Origin of the sequence: Streptomyces sp. B1866 (assembly GCF_031932565.1) — a bacterium.
In the GTDB taxonomy this organism is placed as follows: domain Bacteria; phylum Actinomycetota; class Actinomycetes; order Streptomycetales; family Streptomycetaceae; genus Streptomyces.
The window spans coordinates 1-26,128 of sequence record NZ_JAVSCF010000063.1; the positions used below are offsets into that span (position 1 = coordinate 1).

At 73.5% G+C, this 26,128-nt stretch carries 20 protein-coding genes; 4 read left to right on the forward strand and 16 right to left on the reverse strand.

The features are described 5' to 3' along the window. The 3 genes from RKE29_RS11705 to RKE29_RS11715 form a co-directional block, all read right to left on the reverse strand. Positions 1–795, reverse strand: a 795-nt coding sequence (locus RKE29_RS11705; protein ID WP_312005111.1) for an ATP-binding cassette domain-containing protein, incomplete at its 3' end; no start/stop codon positions are given. A 129-nt stretch (positions 796–924) separates the two neighbouring features. Next, positions 925–1,689 (reverse strand): NUDIX domain-containing protein, encoded by a 765-nt coding sequence (locus RKE29_RS11710; RefSeq protein WP_312005112.1) that lies wholly within the window; start codon positions 1,687–1,689, stop codon positions 925–927. A gap of 347 nt (positions 1,690–2,036) precedes the next feature. After that, positions 2,037–3,485, reverse strand: a complete 1,449-nt coding sequence (locus RKE29_RS11715) for a DUF4192 domain-containing protein (protein WP_312005113.1) — start codon at positions 3,483–3,485, stop codon at positions 2,037–2,039. Between the two features lie 313 nt (positions 3,486–3,798). Here RKE29_RS11715 and RKE29_RS11720 point away from each other — a divergent pair, with 313 nt between their 5' ends. Beyond that, a complete protein-coding gene (locus RKE29_RS11720; RefSeq protein WP_312005114.1) occupies positions 3,799–6,051 on the forward strand; it encodes a DEAD/DEAH box helicase in 2,253 nt (750 codons plus the stop codon). A 223-nt stretch (positions 6,052–6,274) separates the two neighbouring features. Then, positions 6,275–6,892 (forward strand): hypothetical protein, encoded by a 618-nt coding sequence (locus RKE29_RS11725; protein WP_312005115.1) that lies wholly within the window; start codon positions 6,275–6,277, stop codon positions 6,890–6,892. Positions 6,893–7,268: 376 nt separating this feature from the next. On the opposite strand, the gene RKE29_RS11730 is transcribed toward RKE29_RS11725, so the two are convergent. The 3 genes from RKE29_RS11730 to RKE29_RS11740 all read right to left on the reverse strand — a co-directional run bounded on the left by RKE29_RS11730 (position 7,269) and on the right by RKE29_RS11740 (position 9,417). After that, complete coding sequence (locus tag RKE29_RS11730) at positions 7,269–7,949, reverse strand: hypothetical protein (RefSeq protein WP_312005116.1); 681 nt, start codon at positions 7,947–7,949, stop codon at positions 7,269–7,271. Positions 7,950–8,026: 77 nt separating this feature from the next. Then, positions 8,027–8,725 carry a ribonuclease HII gene (locus tag RKE29_RS11735; RefSeq protein ID WP_312005117.1) on the reverse strand — a complete coding sequence of 233 codons (699 nt, stop codon included), beginning with the start codon at positions 8,723–8,725 and terminating at the stop codon, positions 8,027–8,029. An 8-nt stretch (positions 8,726–8,733) separates the two neighbouring features. Continuing rightward, positions 8,734–9,417: a TetR-like C-terminal domain-containing protein gene (locus tag RKE29_RS11740; protein ID WP_312005118.1), complete on the reverse strand. Its 684-nt coding sequence runs from the start codon at positions 9,415–9,417 to the stop codon at positions 8,734–8,736. 157 nt (positions 9,418–9,574) lie between these two features. Between RKE29_RS11740 and RKE29_RS11745 the strand changes: the two genes are divergently transcribed. Beyond that, positions 9,575–11,110, forward strand: coding sequence for an MFS transporter (locus RKE29_RS11745; RefSeq protein WP_312005119.1), 1,536 nt, complete (start codon positions 9,575–9,577; stop codon positions 11,108–11,110). A gap of 325 nt (positions 11,111–11,435) precedes the next feature. On the opposite strand, the gene RKE29_RS11750 is transcribed toward RKE29_RS11745, so the two are convergent. From RKE29_RS11750 to nrdR, 9 genes are all read right to left on the reverse strand, one after another. After that, positions 11,436–12,095, reverse strand: a complete 660-nt coding sequence (locus RKE29_RS11750; protein WP_312005120.1) for a histidine phosphatase family protein — start codon at positions 12,093–12,095, stop codon at positions 11,436–11,438. A gap of 113 nt (positions 12,096–12,208) precedes the next feature. Beyond that, the gene (locus RKE29_RS11755) at positions 12,209–12,814 is read right to left on the reverse strand and encodes a YdbC family protein (protein ID WP_312005121.1); all 606 of its coding nucleotides are present in this window, start codon (positions 12,812–12,814) and stop codon (positions 12,209–12,211) included. Positions 12,815–12,847: 33 nt separating this feature from the next. Beyond that, a complete protein-coding gene (locus tag RKE29_RS11760) occupies positions 12,848–13,732 on the reverse strand; it encodes an arylamine N-acetyltransferase (protein WP_312005122.1) in 885 nt (294 codons plus the stop codon). A 375-nt stretch (positions 13,733–14,107) separates the two neighbouring features. After that, positions 14,108–14,725, reverse strand: a complete 618-nt coding sequence (locus RKE29_RS11765; RefSeq protein WP_312005123.1) for an HNH endonuclease — start codon at positions 14,723–14,725, stop codon at positions 14,108–14,110. A 57-nt stretch (positions 14,726–14,782) separates the two neighbouring features. Beyond that, the gene (locus RKE29_RS11770; RefSeq protein ID WP_312005124.1) at positions 14,783–17,056 is read right to left on the reverse strand and encodes a hypothetical protein; all 2,274 of its coding nucleotides are present in this window, start codon (positions 17,054–17,056) and stop codon (positions 14,783–14,785) included. Beyond that, a complete protein-coding gene (locus RKE29_RS11775) occupies positions 17,053–17,379 on the reverse strand; it encodes a helix-turn-helix transcriptional regulator (RefSeq protein WP_312005125.1) in 327 nt (108 codons plus the stop codon). Before RKE29_RS11775 ends, RKE29_RS11770 begins: the two co-directional genes overlap by 4 nt. Beyond that, positions 17,376–18,491, reverse strand: a complete 1,116-nt coding sequence (locus tag RKE29_RS11780; protein WP_312005126.1) for a tyrosine-type recombinase/integrase — start codon at positions 18,489–18,491, stop codon at positions 17,376–17,378. The genes RKE29_RS11775 and RKE29_RS11780 overlap by 4 nt, the downstream gene beginning before the upstream one ends. A gap of 169 nt (positions 18,492–18,660) precedes the next feature. Beyond that, the gene (locus tag RKE29_RS11785) at positions 18,661–21,546 is read right to left on the reverse strand and encodes a vitamin B12-dependent ribonucleotide reductase (RefSeq protein ID WP_312005127.1); all 2,886 of its coding nucleotides are present in this window, start codon (positions 21,544–21,546) and stop codon (positions 18,661–18,663) included. A 119-nt stretch (positions 21,547–21,665) separates the two neighbouring features. Continuing rightward, a complete protein-coding gene (gene nrdR, locus RKE29_RS11790) occupies positions 21,666–22,163 on the reverse strand; it encodes a transcriptional regulator NrdR (protein WP_312005128.1) in 498 nt (165 codons plus the stop codon). A 637-nt stretch (positions 22,164–22,800) separates the two neighbouring features. On the opposite strand from nrdR, the gene lexA reads away from it, so the two are divergent. Beyond that, positions 22,801–23,604: a transcriptional repressor LexA gene (gene lexA, locus RKE29_RS11795; protein WP_312005129.1), complete on the forward strand. Its 804-nt coding sequence runs from the start codon at positions 22,801–22,803 to the stop codon at positions 23,602–23,604. 229 nt (positions 23,605–23,833) lie between these two features. On the opposite strand, the gene RKE29_RS11800 is transcribed toward lexA, so the two are convergent. Beyond that, on the reverse strand, positions 23,834–25,948 hold the full coding sequence (locus tag RKE29_RS11800) for an ATP-dependent DNA helicase (protein WP_312005130.1): 2,115 nt from the start codon (positions 25,946–25,948) through the stop codon (positions 23,834–23,836). Between the last annotated feature and the right edge of the window lie 180 nt (positions 25,949–26,128).

Sequence of the window (26,128 nt, forward strand, 5' to 3'; positions counted from 1 at the left end):
CCCGCCCTCGGCCGCGGGCCCGCCCGGTGCCGGCTCCGTGCGGTCGGCCACCGGCCGACCGCGTTCGCGGCCCTCCTGCTCCAGCAGCGCGGCGAGCCGGCCGGCGAACGGCGACCGCACCGCCACCCGGCGGCGGCGCTGCGCCCGGCCGAACTCGCCCGCGGGCTGCTCGGCGACCAGCCGGCCCGCCTCCAGGGTGAGGACCTGGTCGGCGACCTCGGCAATCCACTCGGCGTCGCCCCCGGTGACGAGAACGGCCCCGCCCTGTGCGGCGAACCCGCGCAGCAGCGCGGTGAGCCACGCCCGCTCCCGCTCCGCGAGGCAGCGCGCGGGGTCGTCCAGGACCAGGGTGTGCGGGTCCCCCAGGAGGGCGGCGGCGATGCCGAGCCGGCGCGTCACGCCGGTGGGCAGGCCGCCGAGGCGCTGGTCGGCGAAGTCTGCCAGCCCGACCACGTCGAGCACGTCGTCGGCACGCCCGGCGGGCACCCCGACGGCCGCCCCGAGCATTCTGAGCTGGCCGCGCGCGGTACGGCCGGGGTGGACCGGCAGGTCCTCCAGCAGGACGCCGATCTCCTGGGCCGGATTGCGGATGCGGCACAGCGGACGGTCCCGGAAGCGGGCCGCGCCGTGGCCCCGGTCGAACTGGAGCAGCAGGCGCAGCGCGGTGGTCTTGCCCGCGCCCGGGGCCCCGAAGAGAGCCGTGACACGGCCCTGCGGGGCCTCGAAGGTGACGGCGTCGACGGCGGGCAGGCCGTCGGGGCGGTGGACGCTGGTCAGCCCGATGGCCTGGATCATGGCTTCTCCGGCGGGGAGTGGAGGCGCTCGGCGGCACGGGGGACGGAAGAGGTACCGGAGCACCGTAACCCTTTATGTCCTATTTTGCTCGCACTTGCTTCACCCAGGAGATCGTCGTGTCCCCTCCCTTCACACCTCGGGGCGCAGCATGGGCGGGTTGAGCAGGGTCGCGCCTCCCGCCCGGAAGAGCTGGGCGGGACGCCCTCCCTGACGGGTCGTCGTGCCGCCCGTCGGCACCAGGAAACCGGGCGTGCCGGTGACCTTGCGGTGGAAGTTCCGGGGGTCGAGCGCCACGCCCCACACCGCCTCGTACACCCGGCGCAGCTCACCGACGGTGAACTCCGGAGGGCAGAACGCGGTGGCGAGCGACGAGTACTCGATCTTGGACCGGGCGCGCTCCACTCCGTCGGCCAGCACACGGGCGTGGTCGAAGGCGAGCGGGGTGCCGACCTCCCCGTCACGTCCGAACGCCCCCTCCTGGTCCAGCAGAGTCTCCACCGGGGCCCAGCGCGCACTGTGCGCGTCGCCTCCGGGCCGAGGAGCGGGCAGGTCCGGGGCGAGCACCAGGTGGGCGACGCTCACCACCCGCATCCGCGGATCGCGCTTCGGATCGCCGTAGGTGGCGAGCTGTTCGAGGTGCGCGGCGTTGGGCGGGGCGGACGGCAGCGACGGGTCGTGAGCGATCAGCCCGGTCTCCTCGGCGAGTTCCCGGGCGGCGGCCGCGGCCAGGTCCTCGTCCGGCCGAACGAACCCACCGGGCAGTGCCCACCGTCCCTGGAAGGGAGGCTCACCCCGGCGGACGGCCAGAGCGCACAGCGCGTGCCGCCGCACGGTGAGCACCACCAGGTCGACGGTGACGGCGACGGGCGGGAAGGCCGACGGGTCGTAGGGCATGGAGGCGATCTTAGTCGTCTGCCTGACGATAAACAGGCTCTTGAGCAGGATCGGCGGGGTGCACCGGCCCGCTCTCCCCCGGCGGCCCCGTACCGGCGCCGCCCTCGCCTGCCTCCGCGCGCCCCAGGCTACCGCCCACCCCTCGGACAGCCGCTCACAGGCCCCTCGAAACGCCCCCGTCCCGACCGCCTGAGGCCACCGGCCCACCGGCCCACCGGCGATCGTCTCTCCCCCGGCCCTCCCGTGGTATCACCTCCTCAGCTCCTGTCTCCTGTTGCCGCTCCGGCTCGTGAGCTCTCGAACCTCCTCCCCGCCCACTTGTCCCCCGTTGCCTGTCGCGCGGCCGTCTATCCCCCGCTGCGGGCTCCGCGCCTGCCGTCCCGACGCCGTCCCGTCGTCCTCCCCGCCGGACGCCTGCCGCCGCCCGGCGCCCCCGGAGCGCCGCCCGGTCCGGCCGGGCGGTCCGTGCTCCTGGCCCGCCCGCGCCGCTCTCCCGTGGCGTTCTCCCCGGCCTCCCCGGTCTCCCCGGCCTCCGCCGCCCCGCTGTCCGGGGAGGCTCCGCCCACCGCGGATCCCGCCGACCCGGCCTGCCGGGCGGCGTCCGCCGCCTCCGCCCGCCGCGCCTCCGCCTCCGCCGCGGCTCGCACGGCCTGGTCCGCGCGGTCCCTGCGCAGGCACTGGCGCAGCAGCTCCGGGTCGAGTCCGTCGTCGCACGCCTGGTGCAGCAGGATGGCGAAGAGGTAGCCGGGGTCGGCGCGCAGCGCCCGGGTCAGCGCGACCCGCGCCGAGGGCTCGTCGCCGGTGGACCAGGCGACCCAGCCGGCGAGGGTCAGCGGCGGCGCGGCGTGCTCCACGTACGGGCCGACGCAACGGCGGGTGAGGGCCCGCCACAACCGCAGCGCGGCCTCGCCGTCCGGCCCCTCCATCCACTCGGCGGCACGGTCCCGGGTCACGCGGTCCTGCAGTCCGATCACGACGGCGGCGGCCTCGTCGTCGCTGAGGAGCCCGTCGTCGCTCAGGTCGGCCGCGCAGGGCTCGTCGGCCGGGGCCGCGGCGCGCAGGCGGGCGAGCAGCCGACGGGCGAGGGCCAGCGTCTCCTCGCGCACCGCCGCGCTGTCCGCCTCCCGCAGCATCCTGGGCATCAGCCGGGCGGTGGCCGAGTCCAGCGCCCGCTCCTGCTCCTTGGCGCGAGGGGACGAGGACAGAGGGGCGAGCCTGGTCTCCATGTCACGCAGCGAACCCCGCACGGTGACGCCCGCGTAGACGGCCGCGGCGGCCATCGCCGAGGTGCCGGGCATGGGCAGGACCGTCCCCTCTTCGGGGCAGCAGCGGGAATCGGGGCAGCAGTAGGACCAGTACCGCCCGTCCGAGACGCACAGGGCCTCGTACACCGGCACGTCCAGCGCGCCGCAGGCGGTGCGCAGCCGCTGCGCCAGGGGACGCAGCCGCTCCATCACGGCCTGGCCGGACTCGCCCCGGGCCGGGTCCTGGCAGAGGAAGAGGATGATGCCGTCGGGCCGGGAGCCCCGCCGCTCACTGCCCGTCACCAGGCATTCCGCAAGCTGGCCGGCCACGTCCGGCCACTCCTCGGGCGCGGGCGGGATGCCGAGCCGCAGCCGCCCGCCGAACCTGCCGCGGGGGCCGTGCAGCGCGATCATCACGATACTGTCGCTCGGCTGGAAGCCCAGCAGGTAGGGGAGGGCGTCGGCGAGCTCGGCCGGGCTGCGCAGGGTGATCTGCGTGAGGCTGCGGCCGGAGGGTCCGAAGGGGCTGGTGAGTGGATCGTGTCGAGTCATGGCCCGACGGTCCCGCGGCCGGGCCCGGTGCGCCACCCCTGTGGATAACGTTATCCACAGGCCCGGGTCCCCGGGCGCGCGATGTCGGTGGCATCAGGTTGCATAGGACCGGTGCGACGCTCGCCCGGTCACCGGACCGGGCCCCGGCCGGCGCGCGGCCGCCCGCTGCCCGGCGGGCGGCGGGACGCCGGTGCGCCGGGCGCGTGGGCGCGAGTAACGGGCGGCGGACGCACGGGGCGGCCGCGCCGGAGGACCGGAAAGCCGGAAGCGGACGGACGACAGGGCCACGACAGCGAAGGGAAACGGGTTTCGGATGAGCGATCAGGACCTCCGCGCCGCGGCCGACGGCGTGCTGGCCCGCCTGGTGGGGGACGCCGCCGGCTCGGCCCGTCTGAGGGAGGACCAGTGGCGCGCGATCCACGCCCTGGTCGCCGAGCGCCGCAGGGCGCTGGTGGTGCAGCGCACCGGATGGGGGAAGTCCGCCGTCTACCTGGTGGCGACAGCGCTGCTGCGCGAGCGCGGCGCCGGGCCGACCGTGATCGTGTCCCCTCTGCTGGCGCTGATGCGGGATCAGGTGGGGGCCGCGCACCGGGCCGGCATCCACGCGCGCACGATCAACTCGGCCAACGCCGAGGAGTGGGACGGCATCCAGGCCGAGGTGGCGGCAGGCGAGGTCGACGTCCTGCTCGTAAGCCCCGAGCGGCTCAACAACCCCGGCTTCCGCGACCACGTCCTGCCCAAGCTCGCCGCTGCCACGGGCCTGCTGGTCGTCGACGAGGCGCACTGCATCTCCGACTGGGGGCACGATTTCCGGCCCGACTACCGCAGGCTGCGCTCCGTGCTCGCGGGCCTGCCGCCCGGCGTGCCCGTGCTCGCCACGACCGCGACCGCCAACGCGCGCGTCACGGCCGACATCGCCGAGCAGCTGGGCACGGGAGCGCGGCGAGACGCGGACGCCGGGCAGGCCGTGGTGGACGGACCGGCCTCGGACGCGGCGCCGCAGGGCGCGGCGCGGGAGGAGACCGGCGTGTCCCCGGCGCCCTTGGTGCTGCGCGGGCCGCTGGACCGGCGCAGCCTGCGGCTGGGTGTGCTGCGGCTGCCGGACGCGGCGCACCGGCTCGGCTGGCTCACCGACCACCTCGGCGAGCTGCCGGGCTCGGGCATCGTCTACACCCTCACGGTCGCCGCGGCCGAGGAGGTGAGTGCCTTCCTGCGGCAGGGCGGCCACACCGTCCGCGCGTACACCGGCAGGACGGAGCACGCCGACCGCCAGCAGGCCGAGGAGGACCTGCTGGCCAACCGCGTCAAGGCGCTGGTGGCCACCTCGGCGCTTGGCATGGGCTTCGACAAGCCGGACCTGGGGTTCGTGGTGCACCTGGGCTCCCCTGCTTCGCCGATCGCCTATTACCAGCAGGTGGGCCGCGCCGGGCGGGGCGTGGACCACGCCGAGGTGCTGCTGCTGCCCGGCAGCGAGGACGAGGCGATCTGGCGGCACTTCGCCTCGCTGGCCTTTCCCGCCGAGGAGCAGGTGCGCCGCACTCTCGACGCCCTGGCGGCGGCGGGCCGGCCGCTGTCCCTGCCCGCGCTCGAACCGCTGGTCGAGCTGCGGCGCTCACGGTTGGAGATCATGCTGAAGGTGCTCGACGTGGACGGGGCGGTGCGCCGTGAGCGCGGCGGCTGGACGGCGACCGGCCGGCCCTGGGCGTACGACGCCGAGCGGTACGCCCGGGTGGAGCGCCAGCGGGAGGCGGAGCAGCGGGCGATGCGCGAGTACGCCGCGGGCGGGGGCTGCCGGATGGAGTTCCTGCGGCGGCAGCTGGACGACGAGGAGGCGGCGCCCTGCGGGCGGTGCGACGTCTGCGCGGGGCCCTGGTTCGGCACCGGGGTGTCCGCCGCCTCCCTGGAGGCCGCGCGAGGTGAGCTCGGCCGCCCCGGTGTCGAGGTGGAGCCGCGGCGGATGTGGCCGACCGGGCTGCCCGCGGTCGGGGTGGACCTGAAAGGGCGAATTCCGGCCACGGAGCAGGCCGAGCCCGGGCGGGCCCTCGGCCGGCTGTCGGACATCGGCTGGGGGAACCGGCTGCGTCCGCTGTTCGCGCCGCGGGCCGCAGACGGGCCGGTGCCGGAGGAGGTGGCGAGCGCTGTGGTGACCGTGCTCGCCGACTGGGCCAGGGGCCCCGGGGGCTGGGCGTCGGGCGCGCCGGACGCGCCGGCCCGCCCGGCGGGTGTCGTCACCGTGGACTCGCGTTCCCGGCCCCGCCTGATCAGGTCACTCGCCGAGCGGATCGCCGCCGTAGGCCGGATACCGCTGTTGGGCGGCGTCTCCTACCGCGACGCCGACGCGGACCCGCGCGTGCCGCGCACCAACAGCGCCCAGCGGCTGCGGGCCCTGCACGGCGCGCTGGCCGTGCCGCCGGAGCTGGCCGGCGCGCTGGCCGGGGCCGGGGGGCCGGTGCTGCTCGTGGACGACATGGCGGATACCGGATGGACGCTGGCCGTGGCCGCCCGACTGCTGCGCCGCGCTGGGGCACCTGGCGTGTTTCCGCTGGTCCTGGCGGTACAGGGGTGACCACACGAGGCCGGATGACCCCCCGGGGAGGGATTTACCCCGCGAACACCCTCATTTTGGCCAGCTCTGCCAATTGCTCGTTGCCGCGCGCCAATGCGACCGCGAGAATTGGACATGCTCCCCGGTCCGTCCGCGCACGCGGTCCGCAGGGGCCGCGCCGTGACCTGAGCCCGCACCCGACGCCCGCGTACGCATCCCCGGGCACGCAGACGAAGGGAGGACCGTGGCCTTCGGCTCCGCTCCGCCGCCGTCCGCCGACTCCCGTTCCCGACTGGGCAGGACGCTTGAGCCCGCCGAGTGGGCGGCCGCGGGTATTCCGCTGCTGCGCAGCCCGCGCGAGGTCGTCACCGGTCTGCACAGCCGGCACATGCCGCGCCCGCCGACGGTCGTGGTGGCGGTCTTCGACCCCGAGGAGCGGCTGGCGGCCAGCGCCTCCTTCACCTGGTACGAGGACGCGGACGCCGACGGGTGGGAGTGCCGCAACGCGCTGCTCGCGCACCTGCGCCGGGTCATCCCGCACGACCTGCGGCGCCGAGCCCCCGTACGCACCGCCGTGCTGCTCTACTGCCGGGAGGGCGACGGCCGGTGGACGGAGGAGGACGGCGCCTGGATGTGGGGGCTGCGGGACGCCTGCACCCTGCACGGTCTGCGCTGCGGCGCGTACATCACCCTCACCCGCGGCGGCTGGCAGGTGCTCGGCGAGGGACGCGGCGGCCGCCATCCCAACAGTCTGGCCTCGCGGGCCGCCACGGGCGTCGAGGTGTCCGCCGCGGGTGCGCGCGGCCTGCCGGGCCACAGCGGCGGGATGCGGGTGGCCGAACGGCACTCCGCGGCCGTGTGACCGCCGCGCCGGGTCCGGCCGGACGGGGCCGCGGTGCCACGGCACGGACGGGCCTTCAGCCTGGCCCCGCCGGCCGGGACTTCCGCCGCGTCGGCACGGACCGGCCGGGCGGCCTGCGGTGCGGACCGCACGGCCCGGACGTCCCTCAGGCCGCCGGAGCGGATGCGCCGCACGCGTTCCCGCTCGGCGGCCGGCCTGCGGACCGCGCGCGTCCTCCGGACCCGGCGCTGCCCGTGTCCCGCTCCTCCGCGCTGCCCGGTACGTCCGCCGCGGACCGCGCTTCGGCCGCGCGGACCGGCGGCCGTCCGGCCGACGGCCCCGCGCCCGCCGCGCGGTGCCCCCGGGGCGGGCGCACCACCGCCTCGGCCGGCGGCGGTCAGACGCCCGCCGATATCAAGGTGTTGATGCGCTGCGGGTCGCCGCACACGATCAGCAGGGTGCCGGCGCGGCGCATGGCGTCGGGCAACGCGCGAGCCACGACCTGGTCCTCACCGCCGTTGACGGCGACGACCACGACCGGGCGGCCGGTGGCGCGGCGCGCGTCGGCGGCGGCGTAGAAGACGTCGTCCCCGGCGTCGTGCTGCGCCCAGTAGGACGCCTCTCCGAAGGACAGCTCGTGGGCCGCCCACGGGTGGGCGCCGCCGGTGGTCAGCACCAGGATGTCACCGGGTGCCCGGCCGGAGTCCAGCAGCAGGTCCACAGCTTCGTCCGCCGCGTCCAGGGCCCCCTCGACGGGCGCCGGGATCAGCTGGACCTGCGGGGAGGAGGGCGGCGTGGGCCCGCCCTCGGTACGCCGCGACGCGCCCGGGGAAGCGGCGGGAGCCGCCGGGCGCGGCGCGTTCAAGGAGGGGGTGGGGGTCTTCAAGGGGGCCGGTGCGTGCGGCTGGGCCGCGGCCGGGCCACGGTCGGCACCCGGGCCGCCGGGCCGCCGCGGGGCGGGCCGGGGACCGGGACCGGGTACGGGACGCGGGGTCGGCGCGGCCTGGCCTGCGGCCGGCGTCGCGCGGGGACCCGGGACACTCTCGCGAATCTGAGGCTCCTCGGGGGTGAGAGGCATGGGTTGATGTCTATCAAACGCCGGTGCGATTCGCACCGGCGGGGCGCGGCTGAACGGCCCTGGTGGGCCCGGTTTTCTCAGAAGGCGAAGAGCTGGCCCTCGGTCTGGGGTGCGTCTGCGGCGGACGTGACGCGGACGCGCTTCATGTGCCGCCAGCGGGGCAGCGCGTCCATGTAGGCCCAGGACAGCCGGTGCTGGGGGGTGGGTCCCAGTTCCAGCAGGGCGGCCCGGTGGACCGGCGACGGGTAACCGGCGTTCTCACCGAAGCAGAAAGCGGCGTGCTCGGCGCCCAGTTGAGCCATGATCGCGTCTCGCCGCACCTTGGCGATCACCGACGCCGCGGCGACGGCGACGCAGCTCTGGTCGCCCTTGATCACCGTTCGCACGGTCCAGGGCGCGCCGAGGTAGTCGTACTTCCCGTCGAGGATCACCGCGTCGGGGCGGACGGTCAGGCCGTTCAGGGCGCGCGTGGCGGCGAGCCGCAGGGCGGCCGTCATCCCCAGGGTGTCGATCTCCTCGGGCGAGGCGTGGCCGAGGGCGTGCGCGGTGACCCACGACTCCAGTACGGGGGCGAGCGCGATGCGTTGGGCCCGGCTCAGCAGCTTGGAGTCGGTCAGCCCGGCCGGCGGCCGACGCAGGCCGGTGACCGCCGCGCACACCGTCACGGGACCGGCCCACGCGCCGCGGCCGACCTCGTCGATCCCGACGACGACCTTGGCTCCCGTGGTGGCACGCAGCGAGCGCTCGACGGCGTGGGTGGGCGGTTCGTAGGCCATGGCGCCACCTACATTACGCCGCGCCCCCGCGCGGCACGCACCCGGTCTCCCGCACCGGCGTGCGCGGGGTCGCGCAGCAGCGGCAGCATCACCTCGTCGACGATGGCGACGGCGTCCTGCTCGGTCAGTTCCATCGAACACACCTTGAGGCGGTAGATCATGAGCGCCGGCACCACGTCCTCCGTCATCGGGCCGACGGCGTCCGGACGCGCCTCGCCGCGCTCGGCGCCGCGCCGCACGATCTCCCGCAGGAGCCGCTTGCCCGGCTCCAGCACCTCGTCCTCCATGAGCTTGCTGAAACGGGCGGCGTCGGCGTGGTCGCACTCGTGGATGACAGCGCGCAGTGCGGCGCCGGACGGTGAGTACATCGCCTCCCGCATGCCGCGGCAGAAGCCGACCAGGTCCTCGCGCAGGGTGCCGTGGTCGGGCGCGGGCGCGGACCGCGGCAGACCGGCCCGCAGCGCGTCGTGCACCAGGTCGGCCTTGGACGACCAGCGGCGGTACACGGCGGCCTTGCCGGTCTGGGCCGCGGCGGCGACCCCTTCGATGGTGAGCCCCTTCCACCCGACCGCGAGCAGCCGGGCGAGAGTGGCATCGAGGATGGCACGTTCCAGGACGCGGCCGCGGCGTCGCGCGGCCGCGGGCCGCGACCGGGGCGCGACCTGGGGCACGATCTGGGACGAACTGGCCATGCAACTCTCTCCGTCGGATATCACATTCGACCGCCGTACGAATGTCTAGTGAACGCTTGCGTCTTTTACCCAGTGGTCACTAGCGTCTGCGACAGTGTGAACATCACCTCTACTATCCGTCCTTGTCCAGGGGGAACAACTTGTGACGACCTCTCAAGTGACTGCTGAAGGCGAGCAGGAGGAGGCGGCCCCGTCGACGCGGCGCGGGGTCGCCCTCGCCGTCATCGCCTCGTGTCAGCTCATGGTGGTCCTCGACGCCACGATTGTGAACATCGCTCTCCCGCACATCCAGGATTCGCTGGCCTTCTCCACCAGCGGCCTGTCATGGGTGGTCACGGCCTACACCCTCACCTTCGGCGGACTGCTGCTGCTCGGCGGCCGGGCCGGTGACATCCTCGGCCGTCGGCGGGTCTTCGTCGCCGGCATCCTGCTGTTCAGCGCGGCCTCGCTGCTCGGCGGGTTCGCGCAGGAGCCCTGGCAGCTGCTCGCGGCGCGTGCCCTCCAGGGAGTGGGCGGTGCGATCGCCTCACCCACATCGCTGGCGCTGGTCACCACCACGTTCCCGGAAGGGCCCGAGCGGAACCGGGCGTTCGGCGTTTTCGCCGCCGTCTCCGCGGGCGGCGGCGCCATGGGCCTGCTCCTCGGGGGCATGCTGACCGAGTGGCTGAACTGGCGCTGGGTCCTGTTCGTGAACGTCCCGATCGGCCTGCTGATCGTGGTCCTCGCGCCGCTGTACATCGCCGAGTCCGAGCGGCACAGCGGCCGCTTCGACATCTCCGGCGCGCTGACGTCGACAGGCGGCATGACCGCCTTGGTGTACGGGTTCGTGCGGGCCTCCGAGGACGGCTGGCGCGACGGCCTCACCCTCACGGCCTTCGGCGCGGCGCTGGTGCTGCTCGCGGCCTTCGCGATCATCGAGACGCGGGTGTCCGACCCGATCACGCCGCTGCGGATGTTCACCGACCGCAACCGCGCCGGATCGTACGTGATCATGCTGTGCGTGGCCGCGGCGATGTTCGGCATGTTCTTCTTCGTCGTCATCTTCGTGCAGCGGGTGCTGGGCTACAGCCCGATCGAGGCGGGCGTCGCGTTCCTGCCGATCCCGGCGGCGATCACGGTGGCGGCGGGCCTGTCCCAGCGGCTGCTGCCGGTGCTGGGCCCCAAGCCCTTCATCGTCGTCGGCTCGGCCACCGCGACCGTGGGCCTGGGCTGGCTGACGCTGCTCGACGAGAGCAGCTCGTACGTGGGCGGCGTGCTCGGCCCGATGCTGCTGTTCGGGTTCGGCATCGGGCTCAACTTCGTCACGCTGACCCTCACCGCCGTCTCCGGGATCGCGCAGCACGAGGCGGGCGCTGCCTCCGGCCTGCTCAACGCGATGCAGCAGGTGGGCGGTTCGCTGGGCCTGTCCATCCTGCTGACGGTCTACGGCACGGCCACCCACGACGAGGCGAAGAAGCAGCTGCCGTCCTTCCTCGCGAAGGCGACTCCGCAGCAGAAGGCGGAGCTGGCCAAGACCGGCGAGCTGCCCGCGCCCTGGGGACACAAGGTGCTCGCCGTCGGGACCTCCAGCGCGTTCATCGCGGCCGCCGCCCTGGTGGCGCTGGCGCTCGTGGTCGGCCTCGCGGTGATCAAGGTCCGCAAGAGCGACCTGGAGGCGCTGAGCGGCGCGGCGGGCGCGGCCCCCGTCGCCTGACACGGCCCTGACACGGGCGCGGCGGCGGGCGGCGCAGGCACCGCCTGCCGCCGGGGCGGTCGGCTGCCGGGGCTCCCCCGCCCCCTGCCGCCCGTCTCCGGCGGCGAGCCCCGCCCAGGCGTACAGGCGTACGGGCGGGGTGTGCGGCCGCGGTGCGGCCCCGGGGCGTACGGACCGAGGGGACCGGCCGCGGGACCCGACTGCGTGCGCGCCCGGCTGCCCTGGGGGCGCGGTGGGAGCCGACCTGCCCACCGCGCCCGCCCCGGGCTCCGGCGCGCCCCGGCCCGCTGACCGCCGGGCCGGCCGGCGGCGGTCCGCCCGGCGGTCAGCGGGTCAGGCCGTAGGGCTCCGGCGTGCACCAGCGCTCGAACGGCCGGTCGAGGCGGTAGCGCCCGTCGGCGCCCAGCAGCAGGGCCCGGGTCTCGCCGTTGTCCGGGTTGGACAGCGACTCGAACTCGGCGACCGACCAGTGCAGCCACCGCATGCAGAACAGCCGCATGGTCAGCCCGTGCGTGACCAGCAGCACGTTCGGCGGGTGGTCGGGGTCCTGGAAGCTGCGCCACAGGCTCTCCAGGAAGGCGCCCACCCGGTCGTAGACGTCGGCGCCGGACTCTCCCTGGGCGAAACGGTAGAAAAAATGCCCGTAAGCGTCCCGGTATGCCTTCTGCTTGCGTACGTCCGCGCGGTCCTGCCAGTTGCCCCAGTCCTGCTCGCGCAGCCGCGGCTCCTCCCGCACCCGGGTGCGGGACGGGTCGAGCCCGAGGTGCCGGAAGGTCTGGTGGGTGCGGCGGTACGGCGACACGTAGGCCGACACCCGCTCGTCGGCGAACAGGGCGCGCAGCCGCTCGCCCGCCTCCCGCGCCTGCCGCCGCCCTCTGTCGGTCAGGCCCAGCGCGTGGTCGGGGATCCGCTCGTAGACGGAGTCGTCGGCGTTCCCCTCCGACTCTCCGTGGCGGAGCAGGACGATGCGCCGGGGCTGTGCCATACCGCCACCCTAGAACGGTCGCGCGGACGATGCCGGAACGGGCCGGGGAAAGCCGGGCGCCACGGCGCCCGCGCCGCGTGCCCGGCCCGGCCCGGCGGCGCCCCGGCAGCCGGTCACACCGTCCAGGCGGGCTCGACGGTCACCACGTCACCCGCGATGGCGGCCACGTCCGCCTCGGTCTGCGCGCGCAGGCCGAGCCGCTCGACCCGCTCCGTGCGGTACTTGCCGTGCTCGGCGGCCGAGTCCCACATCGACAGCACCAGGAACTCGCAGCCGGGCGCCTCGCCGAACACCCCGCGCAGCATTCCGGGCGACCCGGCCATCGCCGGGTTCCACACCTTCTCCTGCACGTGGGTGAAGTGCTCCACCCGCTCCTCGTGCACCCGGCAGTGCGCGACGCGCACCACGTCCGCGTCCGTGAACTGCGGCTGGAAGCCCACCTTCACGTCGAAACGGTGCTCGAACAGCCGGACCTGGGCGCCGGTGAAGGTCCCCGACTGCGCGGCGGCCAGCCGGTCGTGCGACCGGGCCATGAACGAGTCGTAGAACGCCCGGCTCTCCCAGAAGGCGAACACGTGCGCCACATCCGGACGCGACCTGCTCCAGCCGCCGCCCTGCCCCCTGAACCCCGGTTCGCCGAGCAGCCCCGCCCATTTCCGCTGCCCCCGCTCGAAGCCGCGGCGGTCCACGACGGTGCAGCGTATCCACTTGACCAGCACCGCGCTATCGTACGGCCCCCGGGCGGCGCCGCATCACGCGCCGGACCCGTACCTCTTGCCCAGTTCGGCCGCGTCCTCGGCGCTGACCTCGATGCCGAACTCCTCGCGCAGCACCGCGCCGAACGCGCCCGCCGGTACGGCCCGTTCCACGTCCGGGGCGCCGGTGCGGGCGACCGACAGCCGCCCGCCCGCCAGGGCCCGCCGCCCGGACGGCTCCGTGCGCTGCACCACGGGCCGACCGGTGAACGCCGAGCGGGGATGCGTCGCGTTGTAGTGGTGCATGACGGCGTAGTCGGCGGGAACGCGCTCCTCCAGGGTGAAGCCGTACAGGTCGAACCAGCCCTCCGGCCGCCGCGTGCGCAGCGCCCACACCCCTCGGGGCTCCGCCGCGACCCCGAACGTCCACTCCCCCTGCCGCCGCGTGGCGCCGTCCCGCAGCGGGACCGGCTCCAGCAGGCCCCCGCCGCCGAAGCCGACGTCCGCCAGCCAGGTCCCGCCGCTCCCGTCGGGCCCGCACGCCGCGCCGCCGCCGGGCTCGGTGCCGCCGACGCCCAGATCCACCTTCAGCAACATGTGCGTGATGGCGCGCGGCGCCGTGCTGCTGCCCATCCGGATCCGCCCGCCGAGCCCGGTGAAGGCGAAGCCGAGGCGTTCCAGCACGGCGGCGAACAGCAGGTTCTGCTCGTAGCAGTAGCCGCCCCGCCGCTGCCGGACCATCTTGGCCTGGAGGGCGCCGACGTCCAGCCGGACGGGGCGGCCCAGCACGATGTCCAGGTTCTCGAACGGGAAGGCGGCCACGTGGCCGCGGTGCAGGGCGCGCAGCGTCGCCAGGCCGGGCCGGGCCTCGCCCTCGTAGCCGATCCGGGCCAGATAGGCGTCCAGGTCCAGCCTGTCGCCGCCCCACATGCTCCCGCTCACGCGCTGTGCCTCCGGTCTTACGAATCGCGCCGCCGGTCCGCTGCCCGGCCCCGTTCTGCGATCCTGCCGCAATCCCGGCCCGGCACGCGGGACGCCGATCGCGTCCGGCCACGTCCGGCACCTCCCGGAGCACCAGGCTGACCCGCATGGACGCCCGCGGCGCGTCTGTCGACCCCACGAGCGGGCCGTCCGGCCGCCGGGCTCCGACGGGCCCCGGCACGCGACGGCGGGGTGCGGGCCTTCCCGGCCCGCACCCCGCCGTCCGCTCGTCCGCCCCCGGTCACCCGGACACCGGGGGCCGCGGGAGCGTACTGGTGGAGATCACGTATTGCTGACGTGCGGTATTCCAAGGCTGCGGCCCGCTCTCAGTTGCCATCACCACAAGGTCAGCGGTCGGCCCTCGTCACGGGCAGCTTGGATTCGTTGTTCGATCTGTGCTGGGTCTTCTCCGGCGATGATCCCCGCACGGATCGCCGCAGCGACGGCTCGGGCTCGCCCTGCGGCACCACGGAGGTCGGCGAGTGGTCCGTGGGGGTTGCGGTGGCGTTGGGCCCATTCGGCGCGGTTCTCAGCGTTGGTGCCCAGTCGGAGATGGGAAGGGTTGACGCATCCCGCTTCATCGCAACGGTGGCAGAGGCAGGGGTCGTCGGCTTCCGACCAGCCCAGGCGGGGGATGACGCCGTGTTCGAACTGGTAGGCGAAGAGGTGTGCGGGAACGGTGCCGCGTCGGGAGCGTCCGGGGAGGCTGGCAGCGCGGAAGGTTCCATGACCGGTCGAGGAGATTCCGGCTGTCCATATCCAGCATGCGTGTTCGGATCGCCGGTAGCGTTTGGCCTCGAAGCGCGCCGCGACCGCTGGGTCGTCCAGCCAGCTCTGCCAGAGTTCGGTGGGGATGCGGGCCCGCTGAGGCTGCCCGAACAGGGCCAGTTGATCGTCGTGCTGCGGCTGCTCGCTGCGCAGGGACGGCATGGAAGGCAGGCACTCGTCGTCCACTCGGGGACTGTACTGGGGCATTGAGGACGGCCTCCCGTCCGCTGTTCGTGGTTGCTGTTACCCGCTGTCGGTGCGGGCTGCGAGATAGGCAGTCCAGTCTCGCTTGACGAGTTTGCCCCATCGGACGGCGGTGGTGATGTGGATTCCGAGCAGGTCGGCGACCACCGGGGCGGGGAGGTCGTCGGCCAGGGCACATAGCGCGCTGTTGCGTGCGGGGATAACGCGGATGCCGAGGGTGTTGAGCTGGTGAGTGAGGCGGCCGTGGTCCATGCAGGCGCCGGGGCGTGCGCCGGGGAAGAGTAGTGCGCTGGCCGGGGCGGGGCCGCGGATGATGGGGCGCCGGCCGAACGGCTCGGCGGCGGCCAGTCGCTGGATGATCTCAGCGAGCGGGGGCGGCAGCAGTACCGGGTGCCGGTCGAGGGTGAGATGGGTGCGTTCGCCTCGCGTACTGATGTCGGCGCGGGTGAGCGTGACAATGCGCTGGGGGCGTTGCCCGTAGAGCAGGACGAGGGCGCCGGCGGCGCGCTGGTGCAGCGGGATGTCCTCTTCGGTGAGGCAGCGTCGCAGCAGTTGCCACCGCTCGTGGTCATCGAGGATGTCGCCGGGATCGCTCCGGCCGCTGCCGAGCCAGGGGATGTGGATTTCAGGAGCGAGGCGGCGTCTGTGGGCCCAGCGCAGGAAGTCGCGGAGGCGGTGGTGCGTGTGGGTTCCGGCATCCAGCCAGGCGTCCACGTCCGCCTGTGTGACCGTGGCCAGCCTCAGCTGCTGTTCATCAAGCCAGTTCAGGAAGCGGACGGCGATCAGGATGCGGGAGCGCGCGTACTTGCGGACGCTGGGGGTCGAGGCCCGTCGCATGCTGAGACCGCGTGCTCGGCGCAGCACCGACCAGGAGGCGTAGGGACGGATGAGCGCGATGATGTGCGGCGGCTGGGCGGCGAGGAGGGTGTCGAGCCAGGCCGGGATGCCGTCGAGGTGTTCGTCGCGGGCGGGCAGGACACCGGCCGTCACCAGGACCGAGCGCAGGTATTGGACGGGCTTGTGGTGGGAGGGGAAGGTGTCGAGGAGATCGTGGGTGATCTCCTCGTGGTCGGTGGCGAGACGGCCCAGAAGGCTGCCCCAGTCGGAGCGGTAGAGCCAGATCAGGATCTGATAGGGGTCTGACTCGGTGTCCAGTAGTTCGAGCAGGGGCGTCAGCTGAGGCCGAAGGCGTCCGTCCGAGCCGGACAGCAGTTGGTGTACGCGGTCGTCGGCGACGCAGCGCGGGCAGAGACCGTCGGAGAACAGGGCGTCGAAGCGGTCGCACCGGCGACAGTTCCATTCCCGGGTATCGCCCGCGCAGGGGCCGCAGATCGCACGGTCGGCCGCGTCCGCGCCGATGAGGGGTCGGACGGCGGCGCATCGGGCGCACGGGGCCGGGTTCCGGCGGATCTTCGTGTGACAGGGACCGCAGACGTCTCCGAGCGGGAGCCGTGAGTGGATGCGCTGGCATTTTCCGCAGCGAGCGCACGGTCGTCGCGGGCGCCTGCGGGAGTAGCAGCTGCCGCAACGCGGCTCACCCGTCGTCAGTCCGCGCGGGCAAGGACGCTGCTGACCGCAGTCGACGCAGGTGAGCACGGGCGGGTTCCAGCAGCGTTCGCAGACCAGGGCACCAGAATTCCGGTCGCGGCGGCGATTCGCTGTTACCCGACCGCATTCCTCACATTCAGCGGCCTTCGAGCGCTGGTAACAGCGTCCGCAGAGCGGTCCTTGATCCGTGTAGGCCCTCACCCGCTGGTCCCGGCCGCAGGTCGAACAGGGCCGTGGGCGTCTGGGCAGGCAGTTCTGGCAGAGCGGCTGTCCGTCTCGGCGTGCGGCGACCGGCGCCGTCTTGCCGCAGACGCCGCACGTTCGCCAGAAGGAGGTGTCCCGGCGCTTGCACTTGGGGCAGACGGCACCGCCGTCCGCCTGGCGCAGGGCGACCTCGCGCAGGTCGCCGCAGCGCACGCATGTCTCGACGTGCTGTCGGCCGTAGCAGTTGACGCAGGCCCGGCCCTCATCGAGCCGGTGGCGCAGTGTCCTGCTCCGGTGGCAGCGGACGCACCGGGCCGGCTGGACCGTGGGGTGTTCGGCGGCGAGGGCGTCCAGGAGCCGCAGCCGGGCCGCCGGGCCGCCGGAGTGGCCCGAGGACAGCGCGTCCGGGACGCTTTGGAGGTGGTCCAGCAGTTCCCGGGCGGTCGAGCGGTTCAGCCGCAGGTTCGCGACGTGAGCGGACAAGGTGCCCCTGTCCGCCTCGGGCAGGGCTCTGCTCAGCAACTCCACGATTGCGGCGGCGACTTCGGCCAGTGCGGTCACAGTCCCTCCGGGCGGCGGATGGACGTGCGGCGTACTTGCGGGGCGGCCTGGTCGCTGCCGCCGGTGCCGGTCTTGCGGACCTGCTGGTTGACCACCGTGATCTCGATGAGGTCCTGGACCTGGCAGTCGAGAACATCGCAGAGGGCCGCCAGGGTGTCCATCGACATGCGCTGCGGCGACTGGGTCACGAGGCGGAAGACCTGCTCCCGGGACAGGTGCACTCCGCGCTCGGCGAGCAGGGGCACGAGGTCGGTGGTGGCGAACATTCCGCGGTCGGCCATGACCTTGCGCAGGTGCCACTGGTAGCCCATCTTGCGGTTCACGAGACGCTCCACCGGTCTGCGTGGCGATCCAGGGAGCGCTGGAGCAGGCGGTTGCGGTACTCGTCGCTGACGCCGGTGTAGAGCGCGGTGGTGGACGCGTACTCGTGCCCGACCTGGTCTTGGACGAACCGCTCCGGATAGTCGAACTCGATCAGGTGCGTGACGTAGGAGTGCCGCAGGCAGTGCAGGTCGAGTTCCTCGGGAAGGCCAGCGGCGTCACGCGCCTCCTCGAATGCCTCGTTCACCGAGCGGCGTGACAGACGGCTCTGGCGCTCGGTCACCCACAGAGCCGGAAGCCGTCCCGGGCCGAAGGCGGGCCGGATCTCGTCGAGCCACTGCTCCAGCGCGGGAACGATCCAGTCCATTTCCGGGACCGTGAGCACGGTCCGCCGCTTGGGCGGGCTGCCCTTGGACGACTTTCCCCAGCGGACGTAGAGGGCACCGCAGCGACCGTACCCCCGAGCCTTGGGATTGTGCCGGAAGTCAGGCAGGTCCAGGCCCCACGCCTCCCGGCGGCGCAGCCCGTAGGCGTAGACGGTCTTGAGCAGCACGGCGTCGCGCATCGCGGCCAATGCGCCCTTGCGGCGCCGGGCCCTGATCTCCTCCACCCGTGCGTCCGCGGCGTCGAACAGCGCCTGGACCTCGTCGTAGGTCAGCGGCCGACGTCGGGGATCGCCTTCGTACTCGGCGACATGGGCCACGGTGTTCCACTCGTGCAGGATCTGCACCGGCGCCTGACCGAACTTCTCCTCGCACTCGCGCGGCCACGCGTAGCGGACGTCGGTGACGTACTCCATGAACAGCCGCAGCGTGTTCTGGTACCCGCGGGCGGTGGAGACCACGATCGGCCGCTGCCCCGATCGCAGGTGATCGATGAACGCCTCCACCTCGACCGGCCGCCACTGCCACGGATATTCGTTGGTGAACACCGCGAAGCGCCGTACCAGATCAATGCGGGACCGGATCGTCGCCGCCTTCAGGAACCGGGTCCGCTGCTGCATGGCCCAGCCGTCCAGCATCGCCTCGAAGACCGCCGGGGCCGGGTCGATGTGGACGACCCCGGAGGCCAGTACAAGCGAGGCTGCACCCGGCAGTTCAGCTGCTCTCGTCACGATGCATTCAACGCAACATCGATGCATCGGTTACGCCACGTCCGGCATCACCGCAGGCCGGTAACAGCAGAGAGGGAGCCGACCAAGGATCGGCTCCCTCTCTCACGTGCAGGTCAACGACCTCCTCAACGGATGCTCAATGATGCATCGGATGCAATTCCGCCCGTTTTCAGCTGCACCCGCTCGTGGAGCCGCAGCCCTCGCACAGGTAGCAGCTGCCCGCGCGGCGCATCTTCGTGCCGCACGAGAAGCACAGCGGCGCGTCCGCGCTCAGCCCGAGCTGGATCTCGGCGAGCTCGGTGGAGTTGTGGGCCTGCGCGGGCGCCGGGGCCACCGCGCGCGGCACGTCGGCGACGCGCGGCGCGGCCGCCTGGCGCGGCGCCGACTGCGCCAGGCCCTCGACGTCGACCTCGTCGTCGGCCGGCTCGTACGAGCCGGTCTCCAGGTGCCGCTGGCGCTCCTCGGCGGAGTGGATGCCCAGCGCCGAGCGGGTCTCGAAGGGCAGGAAGTCCAGCGCCAGCCTGCGGAAGATGTAGTCGACGATCGACTGGGCCATGCGCACGTCGGGGTCGTCGGTCATGCCCGCCGGCTCGAAGCGCATGTTGGTGAACTTCGAGACGTACGTCTCCAGGGGGACCCCGTACTGCAGGCCGACGGAGACGGCGATCGAGAAGGCGTCCATCATGCCCGCGAGCGTCGAGCCCTGCTTGGACATCTTCAGGAAGACCTCGCCGAGGCCGTCGTCCGGGTAGGAGTTGGCCGTCATGTAGCCCTCGGCGCCGCCCACGGTGAAGGACGTGGTGATGCCCGGGCGGCCCTTGGGCAGGCGCTTGCGCACCGGGCGGTACTCGACCACCCGCTCCGGCTCGGCGGCGGGCCGGCCCTCCGCCTTCCCCTCGGTCTTCTCCTGCTTCTTCCCGGCGGACAGCGGCTGGCCGACCTTGCAGTTGTCGCGGTAGATCGCCAGTGCCTTCAGGCCCAGCTTCCAGCCCTGGAAGTAGATCTCCTCGATCTCCTCGACGGTGGCGGACTCCGGCATGTTGACCGTCTTGGAGATCGCGCCCGACAGGAAGGGCTGGGCGGCGGCCATCATGCGCACGTGCCCCATGGGCGAGATGGCGCGCTCGCCCATGGCACAGTCAAAGACCTCGTAGTGCTCGTGCCGCAGGCCCGGCGCGTCGATGACGTTGCCGTGCTCGGCGATGTGGGCGACGATCGCCTCGATCTGCTCCTGCTGGTAGCCGAGCCGCCGCAGCGCCTGCGGGACCGTGTTGTTCACGATCTGCATGGAGCCGCCGCCGACGAGCTTCTTGAACTTCACCAGGGCCAGGTCCGGCTCCACGCCCGTGGTGTCGCAGTCCATCATCAGGCCGATGGTGCCGGTCGGGGCGAGTACGGACGCCTGCGCGTTGCGGAAGCCGTGCCGCGCGCCGAGGCTCAGCACGTCCTGCCAGGCCTCGGTGGCCGCGGCCCACACGGGGGTGTCCAGGTCGTCCATGCGGGTGGCGGCGTCGTTGGCCTCGGCGTGCTGGCGCATGACGCGCTGGTGGGCGTCGGCGTTGCGGGCGTAGCCGTCGAACGGGCCGACGACCGCCGCCAGCTCCGCGGAGCGGCGGTAGGAGGTGGCCGTCATCAGGGAGGTGACGGCCCCGGCCAGGGCCCGGCCGCCGTGGCTGTCGTAGGCGTGGCCGGTCGCCATGAGCAGGGCGCCGAGGTTGGCGTAGCCGATGCCGAGCTGGCGGAAGGCGCGGGTGGTCTCGGCGATCTTCTGGGTGGGGAAGTCGGCGAAGCAGATGGAGATGTCCATCGCGGTGATGACCAGTTCCACGACCTTGGCGAAGCGCACGGCGTCGAAGCGCTGGCGGCCCGCGCCGTCGTCGTCCAGGAACTTCATCAGGTTGAGCGACGCGAGGTTGCACGAGGAGTTGTCCAGGTGCATGTACTCGCTGCACGGGTTGGAGGCGGTGATCCGGCCCGACTCCGGCGAGGTGTGCCAGTGGTTGATCGTGTCGTCGTACTGGATGCCCGGGTCGGCGCAGGCCCAGGCCGCCTCGGCCATCTTGCGGAAGAGGGACTTCGCGTCGACCTCCTCCAGCACCTCGCCGGTCAGCCGGGCGCGCAGGCCGAAGCGCGAGCCGGTCTCCACGGCCTTCATGAACGCGTCGTTCACCCGGACCGAGTTGTTCGCGTTCTGGTACTGGACGGAGGTGATGTCGTCGCCGCCCAGGTCCATGTCGAAGCCCGCGTCGCGCAGGGCGCGGATCTTCTCCTCCTCCTTGACCTTGGTCTCGATGAACGCCTCGACGTCCGGGTGGTCGACGTCGAGCACGACCATCTTGGCGGCCCGGCGGGTGGCGCCGCCCGACTTGATCGTCCCGGCCGAGGCGTCGGCGCCGCGCATGAAGGAGACGGGACCGGAGGCGTTGCCGCCGGAGGACAGCAGCTCCTTGGAGGAGCGGATGCGGGAGAGGTTCAGTCCGGCGCCGGAGCCGCCCTTGAAGATCATCCCCTCTTCCTTGTACCAGTCCAGGATCGACTCCATGGAGTCGTCCACGGACAGGATGAAGCAGGCGCTGACCTGCTGCGGCTGCGCGGTGCCGACGTTGAACCAGACCGGGGAGTTGAAGCTGAAGACCTGGTGCAGCAGAGCGTACGTGAGCTCGTGCTCGAAGATCTCGGCGTCGGCGGGCGAGGCGAAGTAGCCGTGGTCCTCGCCGCCCTTGCGGTACGTGCGTACGACGCGGTCGATGAGCTGCTTCAGGCTCCACTCCCGGGCGGGGGTGCCCAGGGCGCCGCGGAAGTACTTGCTCGTGACGATGTTGACCGCGTTCACCGACCAGGAGTCGGGGAACTCCACGCCGCGCTGCTCGAAGTTGACCGAGCCGTCGCGCCAGTTGGTCATGACGACGTCACGGCGGCCCCAGGCCACCTCGTCGTACGGGTGCACGCCCGGGGTGGTGTGGACGCGCTCGACCCGCAGCCCCTTGGACCCCTTGTCGGCCTTGCTCCCCTTGGCGCGGGAGCCTCGCGCCGGGCCACTCGTCGTCTCTGTCATACCGCCTCCTGTACCGGATGAAACGCCCTGACGTGCCGTTTTTCTTCCCGTGGCACGGTGTCGGTGTCTTCGTTCGCCCCGGGGCCGCGGCCCCGGGCAGTCGTGAGTCGCCGCGGCTGTCAGCCGGCGGCGGATGCGGGCGCGCCGCGCCCGGGGTCGGGCCCGGCCGGCCGCCGGTCCCCGCGCAGCTCCGCGATCGCGTCCTCGAAGTCCTCCAGCGAGTCGAAGGCGCGGTAGACGGAGGCGAAGCGGAGGTAGGCGACGAGGTCGAGTTCCTTCAGCGGGCCGAGGATGGCCAGGCCCACGTCATGGGCGGACAGCTCGGCGCTGCCGGTGGCGCGCACCGCCTCCTCCACCTGCTGGCCGAGCTTGGCCAGGGCGTCCTCGGTGACCGGGCGCCCCTGGCACGCCTTGCGCACGCCGGCGATGACCTTGTCGCGGCTGAAGGGCTCGGTGACCCCGCTGCGCTTGATCACCATCAGCGAGGCGGTCTCCACGGTGGTGAACCGCCGCGAGCAGTCGGGACACTGGCGGCGCCTGCGGATCGAGGAGCCGTCGTCGGTGGTGCGGCTGTCGACGACGCGACTGTCGGGATGCCGGCAGAAGGGGCAGTGCATCGCGGCGTACCCTCCTTCACCTGGTATTCAGCCGTGTACGCCGGGTACGCGCTGATCTCACGCTGGACTTCACGCTCGACGGCCGACGCGCGTCTCCGCGCCCCTCCGCCCCGGGCGCCTGCGCCGAGGCCGCACGGGTCCGGAAGGCGGCGCCTCGGCACGACGGCGCGGGACTCCTCCGCGCTCCGCGCCCACCGCACGGCCTTCGGCACATGCCAGAGGCATGAACGAAGGAAACGGCAGACCCTCGCGGGCCCGTCGAAGCAGCCCCCAGCATAGGCGAAAATCCCGGCACAGAAGCACCGGGACCACAATTTGTGGGTGGCCGGCAGCCATCAAACCACTACATCTGGTGGCAGCGGCGCCAACACGCCGGGAGTGGGCCCGGCCGCGCCGCGGGCACGACCCTACGCGAGCCCCCCGGCGGCACGCGCGCCGGGGAGAAGGTGGGAGACTGGAACCGCGTCGGCCCGGCGCCCCCGCACCCCCTCCCGCCGCGCATGCCCATACACCCGATCCCGCGATCCCGGCACACCCACCGCAAAATTTCACTCGAACGTGTGTTTGGCGCAACCTTTCGAAAGCAACTACCGTTGTGCAGCCAGGGAGAGCAGGTGACCAGTCGAAAGGGGCCGTCGTGACCACCACCGCCGAGACCGCCACCCTCACCACTCCGGAGCGCTCCGCCAGCCGGCGCGAGCAGACACACGCCATGAACCGGACACATGTCATGAAAGACGCCATGACCAGCCCGGAGGGGCAGAAGTCGCCACGCTCGCTGCCCGGTCGGCCGCCCGGCATCCGAGCGGACAGCTCCGGTCTGACCGACCGGCAGCGGCGCGTCATCGAGGTCATCCGGGACTCCGTGCAGCGCCGCGGCTACCCGCCGTCCATGCGGGAGATCGGGCAGGCGGTGGGGCTGTCCAGCACCTCCTCCGTGGCCCACCAGCTCATGGCCCTGGAGCGCAAGGGCTTCCTGCGCCGCGACCCCCACCGCCCGCGGGCGTACGAGGTCCGCGCCTCGGACCAGCCCACCGCCCAGCCGTCGGACACCATGGGCAAGCCCGCCGCCTCGTACGTGCCGCTGGTCGGCCGGATCGCGGCAGGAGGCCCGATCCTCGCCGAGGAGTCGGTCGAGGACGTCTTCCCCCTGCCCCGGCAGCTGGTGGGGGACGGCGAGCTGTTCGTGCTCAAGGTGGTCGGCGACTCGATGATCGAGGCCGCCATCTGCGACGGCGACTGGGTCACCGTGCGCCGCCAGCCCGTCGCGGAGAACGGCGACATCGTCGCCGCGATGCTCGACGGCGAGGCGACCGTGAAGCGCTTCAAGCGGGAGGACGGCCACGTGTGGCTCCTCCCGCACAACGCCGCCTACCAGCCGATCCCCGGCGACGAGGCGACCATCCTCGGCAAGGTGGTCGCCGTACTGCGGCGCGTCTGACGCCTGAGGGCGCCGGGTTCACCCCGGCGTCGGGCGCCTGTTCCGCATCCCCCGGCTCTTCTCCACGGCCCCGCGTCCCACCCGTCGGCCGCGACCGCGCCCCGCCCGCGCGGCCCGGCCCCCGCGCGTCCCGCACCGTCCGGCTCCCTCTGCTCTCCCCCTGCCTGGTGCGCGACCTGCCTGGTACGCGATGCCCGGTGCGCCGCCCCGCCGTGCCCGGCGGTCGTCGTCACCCGGCCGCCGTCTCCCCGGCCGCCGCCCTGGCAGCGGCGTCGATGGCCGCGAGCGAGCGGCGCACCTGGTTGCGGTCGGTCGTGTACCAGAAGCCCGGCATGGACCGGCGCAGGAAGGTGCCGTACCGGGCCCGCTCGACCCGGGGGTCGAGGAGCGCGACCACACCCCGGTCGCCCGAGGCGCGCACCAGCCGGCCCGCGCCCTGGGCCATGAGCAGGGCGGCGTGCGTCGCGGCGACCGCCATGAAACCGTTGCGGCCGGCCTCCTCCGCGGCCTTCTGCCGGGCGTTCATCAGCGGGTCGTCGGGACGCGGGAAGGGCACCCGGTCCATGACCACCAGCTGGCAGTTCGGCCCTGGCACGTCGACGCCCTGCCACAGCGACAGGGTGCCGAACAGGCAGGTGCGGGCGTCGGAGGCGAAGGTGCGGATCAGCTCGCCCAGCGTCTCCTCGCCCTGTAGCAGGATCGGCAGGTCCAGCCGTCCGCGCAGCTCCTCCGCGGCCGCCTGCGCGGCCCGCATCGAGGAGAACAGCCCCAGGGTGCGGCCTCCGGCGGCCTCGACCAGCTCGGTGAGCTCGTCCAGCATGTCGGCGCGGGTGCCGTCCCGCCCGGGCTGGGCCAGGTGCTTGGCCACGTAGAGAATGCCCTGCTTCGCGTAGTCGAACGGGGAGCCGACGTCCAGGGCCCGCCAGCGGGCCACGGCCGCCTCCGGGCCCCCGCCGCCGTCCCCGCCGGCGCCCTCGCGGCCGTCCGCACCGTCCGCTGCCTCCGCGCCCGGGCCGTCGCCGCCGTCCGCGCGGTCCGTTCCGTCCGTACGGTCCGTACGGTCCATGGCGCCGTCGGGAGTCAGGCCGAGGGAGCCGGCGACCCCGGTGAAGTCCCCGCCGAGCTTCAGCGTGGCGGAGGTCAGGACGACGGACCGGTCCCCGAACAGCTTCTCCCGCAGCAGCCCCGACACCGACAGCGGGGCGACATGCAGGGACGCGCCGAACCGGTCGTGCCGCTCGTACCACACCACGTCGTACTCGGACCCGGCGACGATCCGCTCGGCCACCGCCTGCACTGTCTCCACCGACGCGCGGGCCTCCTTGCGGACGGCGTCCTCGTCCTGGACGGACGCGTCACGGGTGGCGCCGAGCGCGGAGATGACGGTACGGGCAGCGTCCCGCAGGGCCATCAGCGCGTACCCCAGGTCCTCGGGGACGGGGTCGAGGCGGCCGGGCAGGGCCAGCTCCATCAGCCGCTCGAAGGTCTCGGCGGCGGTCTGGAGGGCGTCGGCCGCCTTCTCGTTCACGAGCTTGGCGGCCCGGCGCACGGCCCGGTTGACCTGGCCCGGGGTCAGCTCGCCGCTGGCGGCGCCGGTGACCCGGGAGACCAGTTCGTGCGCCTCGTCGATGATGAGCACCTCGTGGCTGGGCAGGACGGGCGCGCCCTCGATGGCGTCAATGGCCAGCAGCGCGTGGTTGGTGACCACGACGTCGGCCAGCTTGGCCCATTCGCGGGCGGCCTCGGCGAAGCACTCCGCGCCGTACGCGCACTTGGCCGCGCCCAGGCACTCGCGGGAGGTCACCGACACCTGGGACCAGGCGCGGTCGGAGACGCCCGGGGTCAGGCCGTCGCGGTCGCCGGTCTCGGTCTCGTCCGCCCAGTCGCGCAGTCGCAGCAGGTCCTGCCCGAGCCTGCTGGTGGGCGCCGCGGCCTCGAAGGGGTCGAAGAGCCCGTCCTCGTCGTCCTGCGGCACGCCCTCGTGCAGGCGGTGCAGGCACAGGTAGTTGGAGCGGCCCTTGAGCATGGCGAACTCCGGGCGGCGGCGCAGCAGCGGGTGCAGCGCGTCGACCGTGCGCGGCAGGTCGCGCTCCGCGAGCTGCCGCTGGAGGGCGAGGGTCGCGGTGGCGACGACGACGCGCTCGCCGTGCGCGAGGGCGGGCACGAGGTAGCCGAGCGACTTGCCGGTGCCGGTGCCCGCCTGGACGAGCAGGTGGGAGCCGTCCTCGATGGCGTCGGCCACGGCGTGGGCCATGGCGACCTGCCCGGGGCGCTCGGCGCCGCCCACGGAGGTGACAGCGGCGTGCAGCAGGTCGGCGAGTGAGGGGGTGGGCGATGCAGTCATAGGGCCGCCAGCCTACGGGGCCCCGCCGACAACTGATATCACTCGCAGGGGGGTACGCAGGTCCGTACGGTGACGGCCGGGGCCGCGGATCACCGCCGGGGCGCCCGCGCCGGCCGTACGGGCGCACGTAGGGCCGTGGGGTGCCCGCGCCGCACGACGGGACGCCGCCGGGCGCACCCG

Excerpts from the sequence above, each read along its gene's own strand:
- nrdR (WP_312005128.1), bottom strand. The coding sequence starts at position 22,163 with ATGCACTGCCCCTTCTGCCGGCATCCCGACAGTCGCGTCGTCGACAGC.
- RKE29_RS11750 (WP_312005120.1), bottom strand. The coding sequence starts at position 12,095 with ATGGCACAGCCCCGGCGCATCGTCCTGCTCCGCCACGGAGAGTCGGAG.
- RKE29_RS11735 (WP_312005117.1), bottom strand. The coding sequence starts at position 8,725 with ATGGCCTACGAACCGCCCACCCACGCCGTCGAGCGCTCGCTGCGTGCC.
- RKE29_RS11730 (WP_312005116.1), bottom strand. The coding sequence starts at position 7,949 with ATGCCTCTCACCCCCGAGGAGCCTCAGATTCGCGAGAGTGTCCCGGGT.
- RKE29_RS11720 (WP_312005114.1), top strand. The coding sequence starts at position 3,799 with ATGAGCGATCAGGACCTCCGCGCCGCGGCCGACGGCGTGCTGGCCCGC.
- RKE29_RS11715 (WP_312005113.1), bottom strand. The coding sequence starts at position 3,485 with ATGACTCGACACGATCCACTCACCAGCCCCTTCGGACCCTCCGGCCGC.
- RKE29_RS11800 (WP_312005130.1), bottom strand. The coding sequence starts at position 25,948 with ATGACTGCATCGCCCACCCCCTCACTCGCCGACCTGCTGCACGCCGCT.
- RKE29_RS11740 (WP_312005118.1), bottom strand. The coding sequence starts at position 9,417 with ATGGCCAGTTCGTCCCAGATCGTGCCCCAGGTCGCGCCCCGGTCGCGG.
- RKE29_RS11710 (WP_312005112.1), bottom strand. The coding sequence starts at position 1,689 with ATGCCCTACGACCCGTCGGCCTTCCCGCCCGTCGCCGTCACCGTCGAC.
- RKE29_RS11785 (WP_312005127.1), bottom strand. The coding sequence starts at position 21,546 with ATGACAGAGACGACGAGTGGCCCGGCGCGAGGCTCCCGCGCCAAGGGG.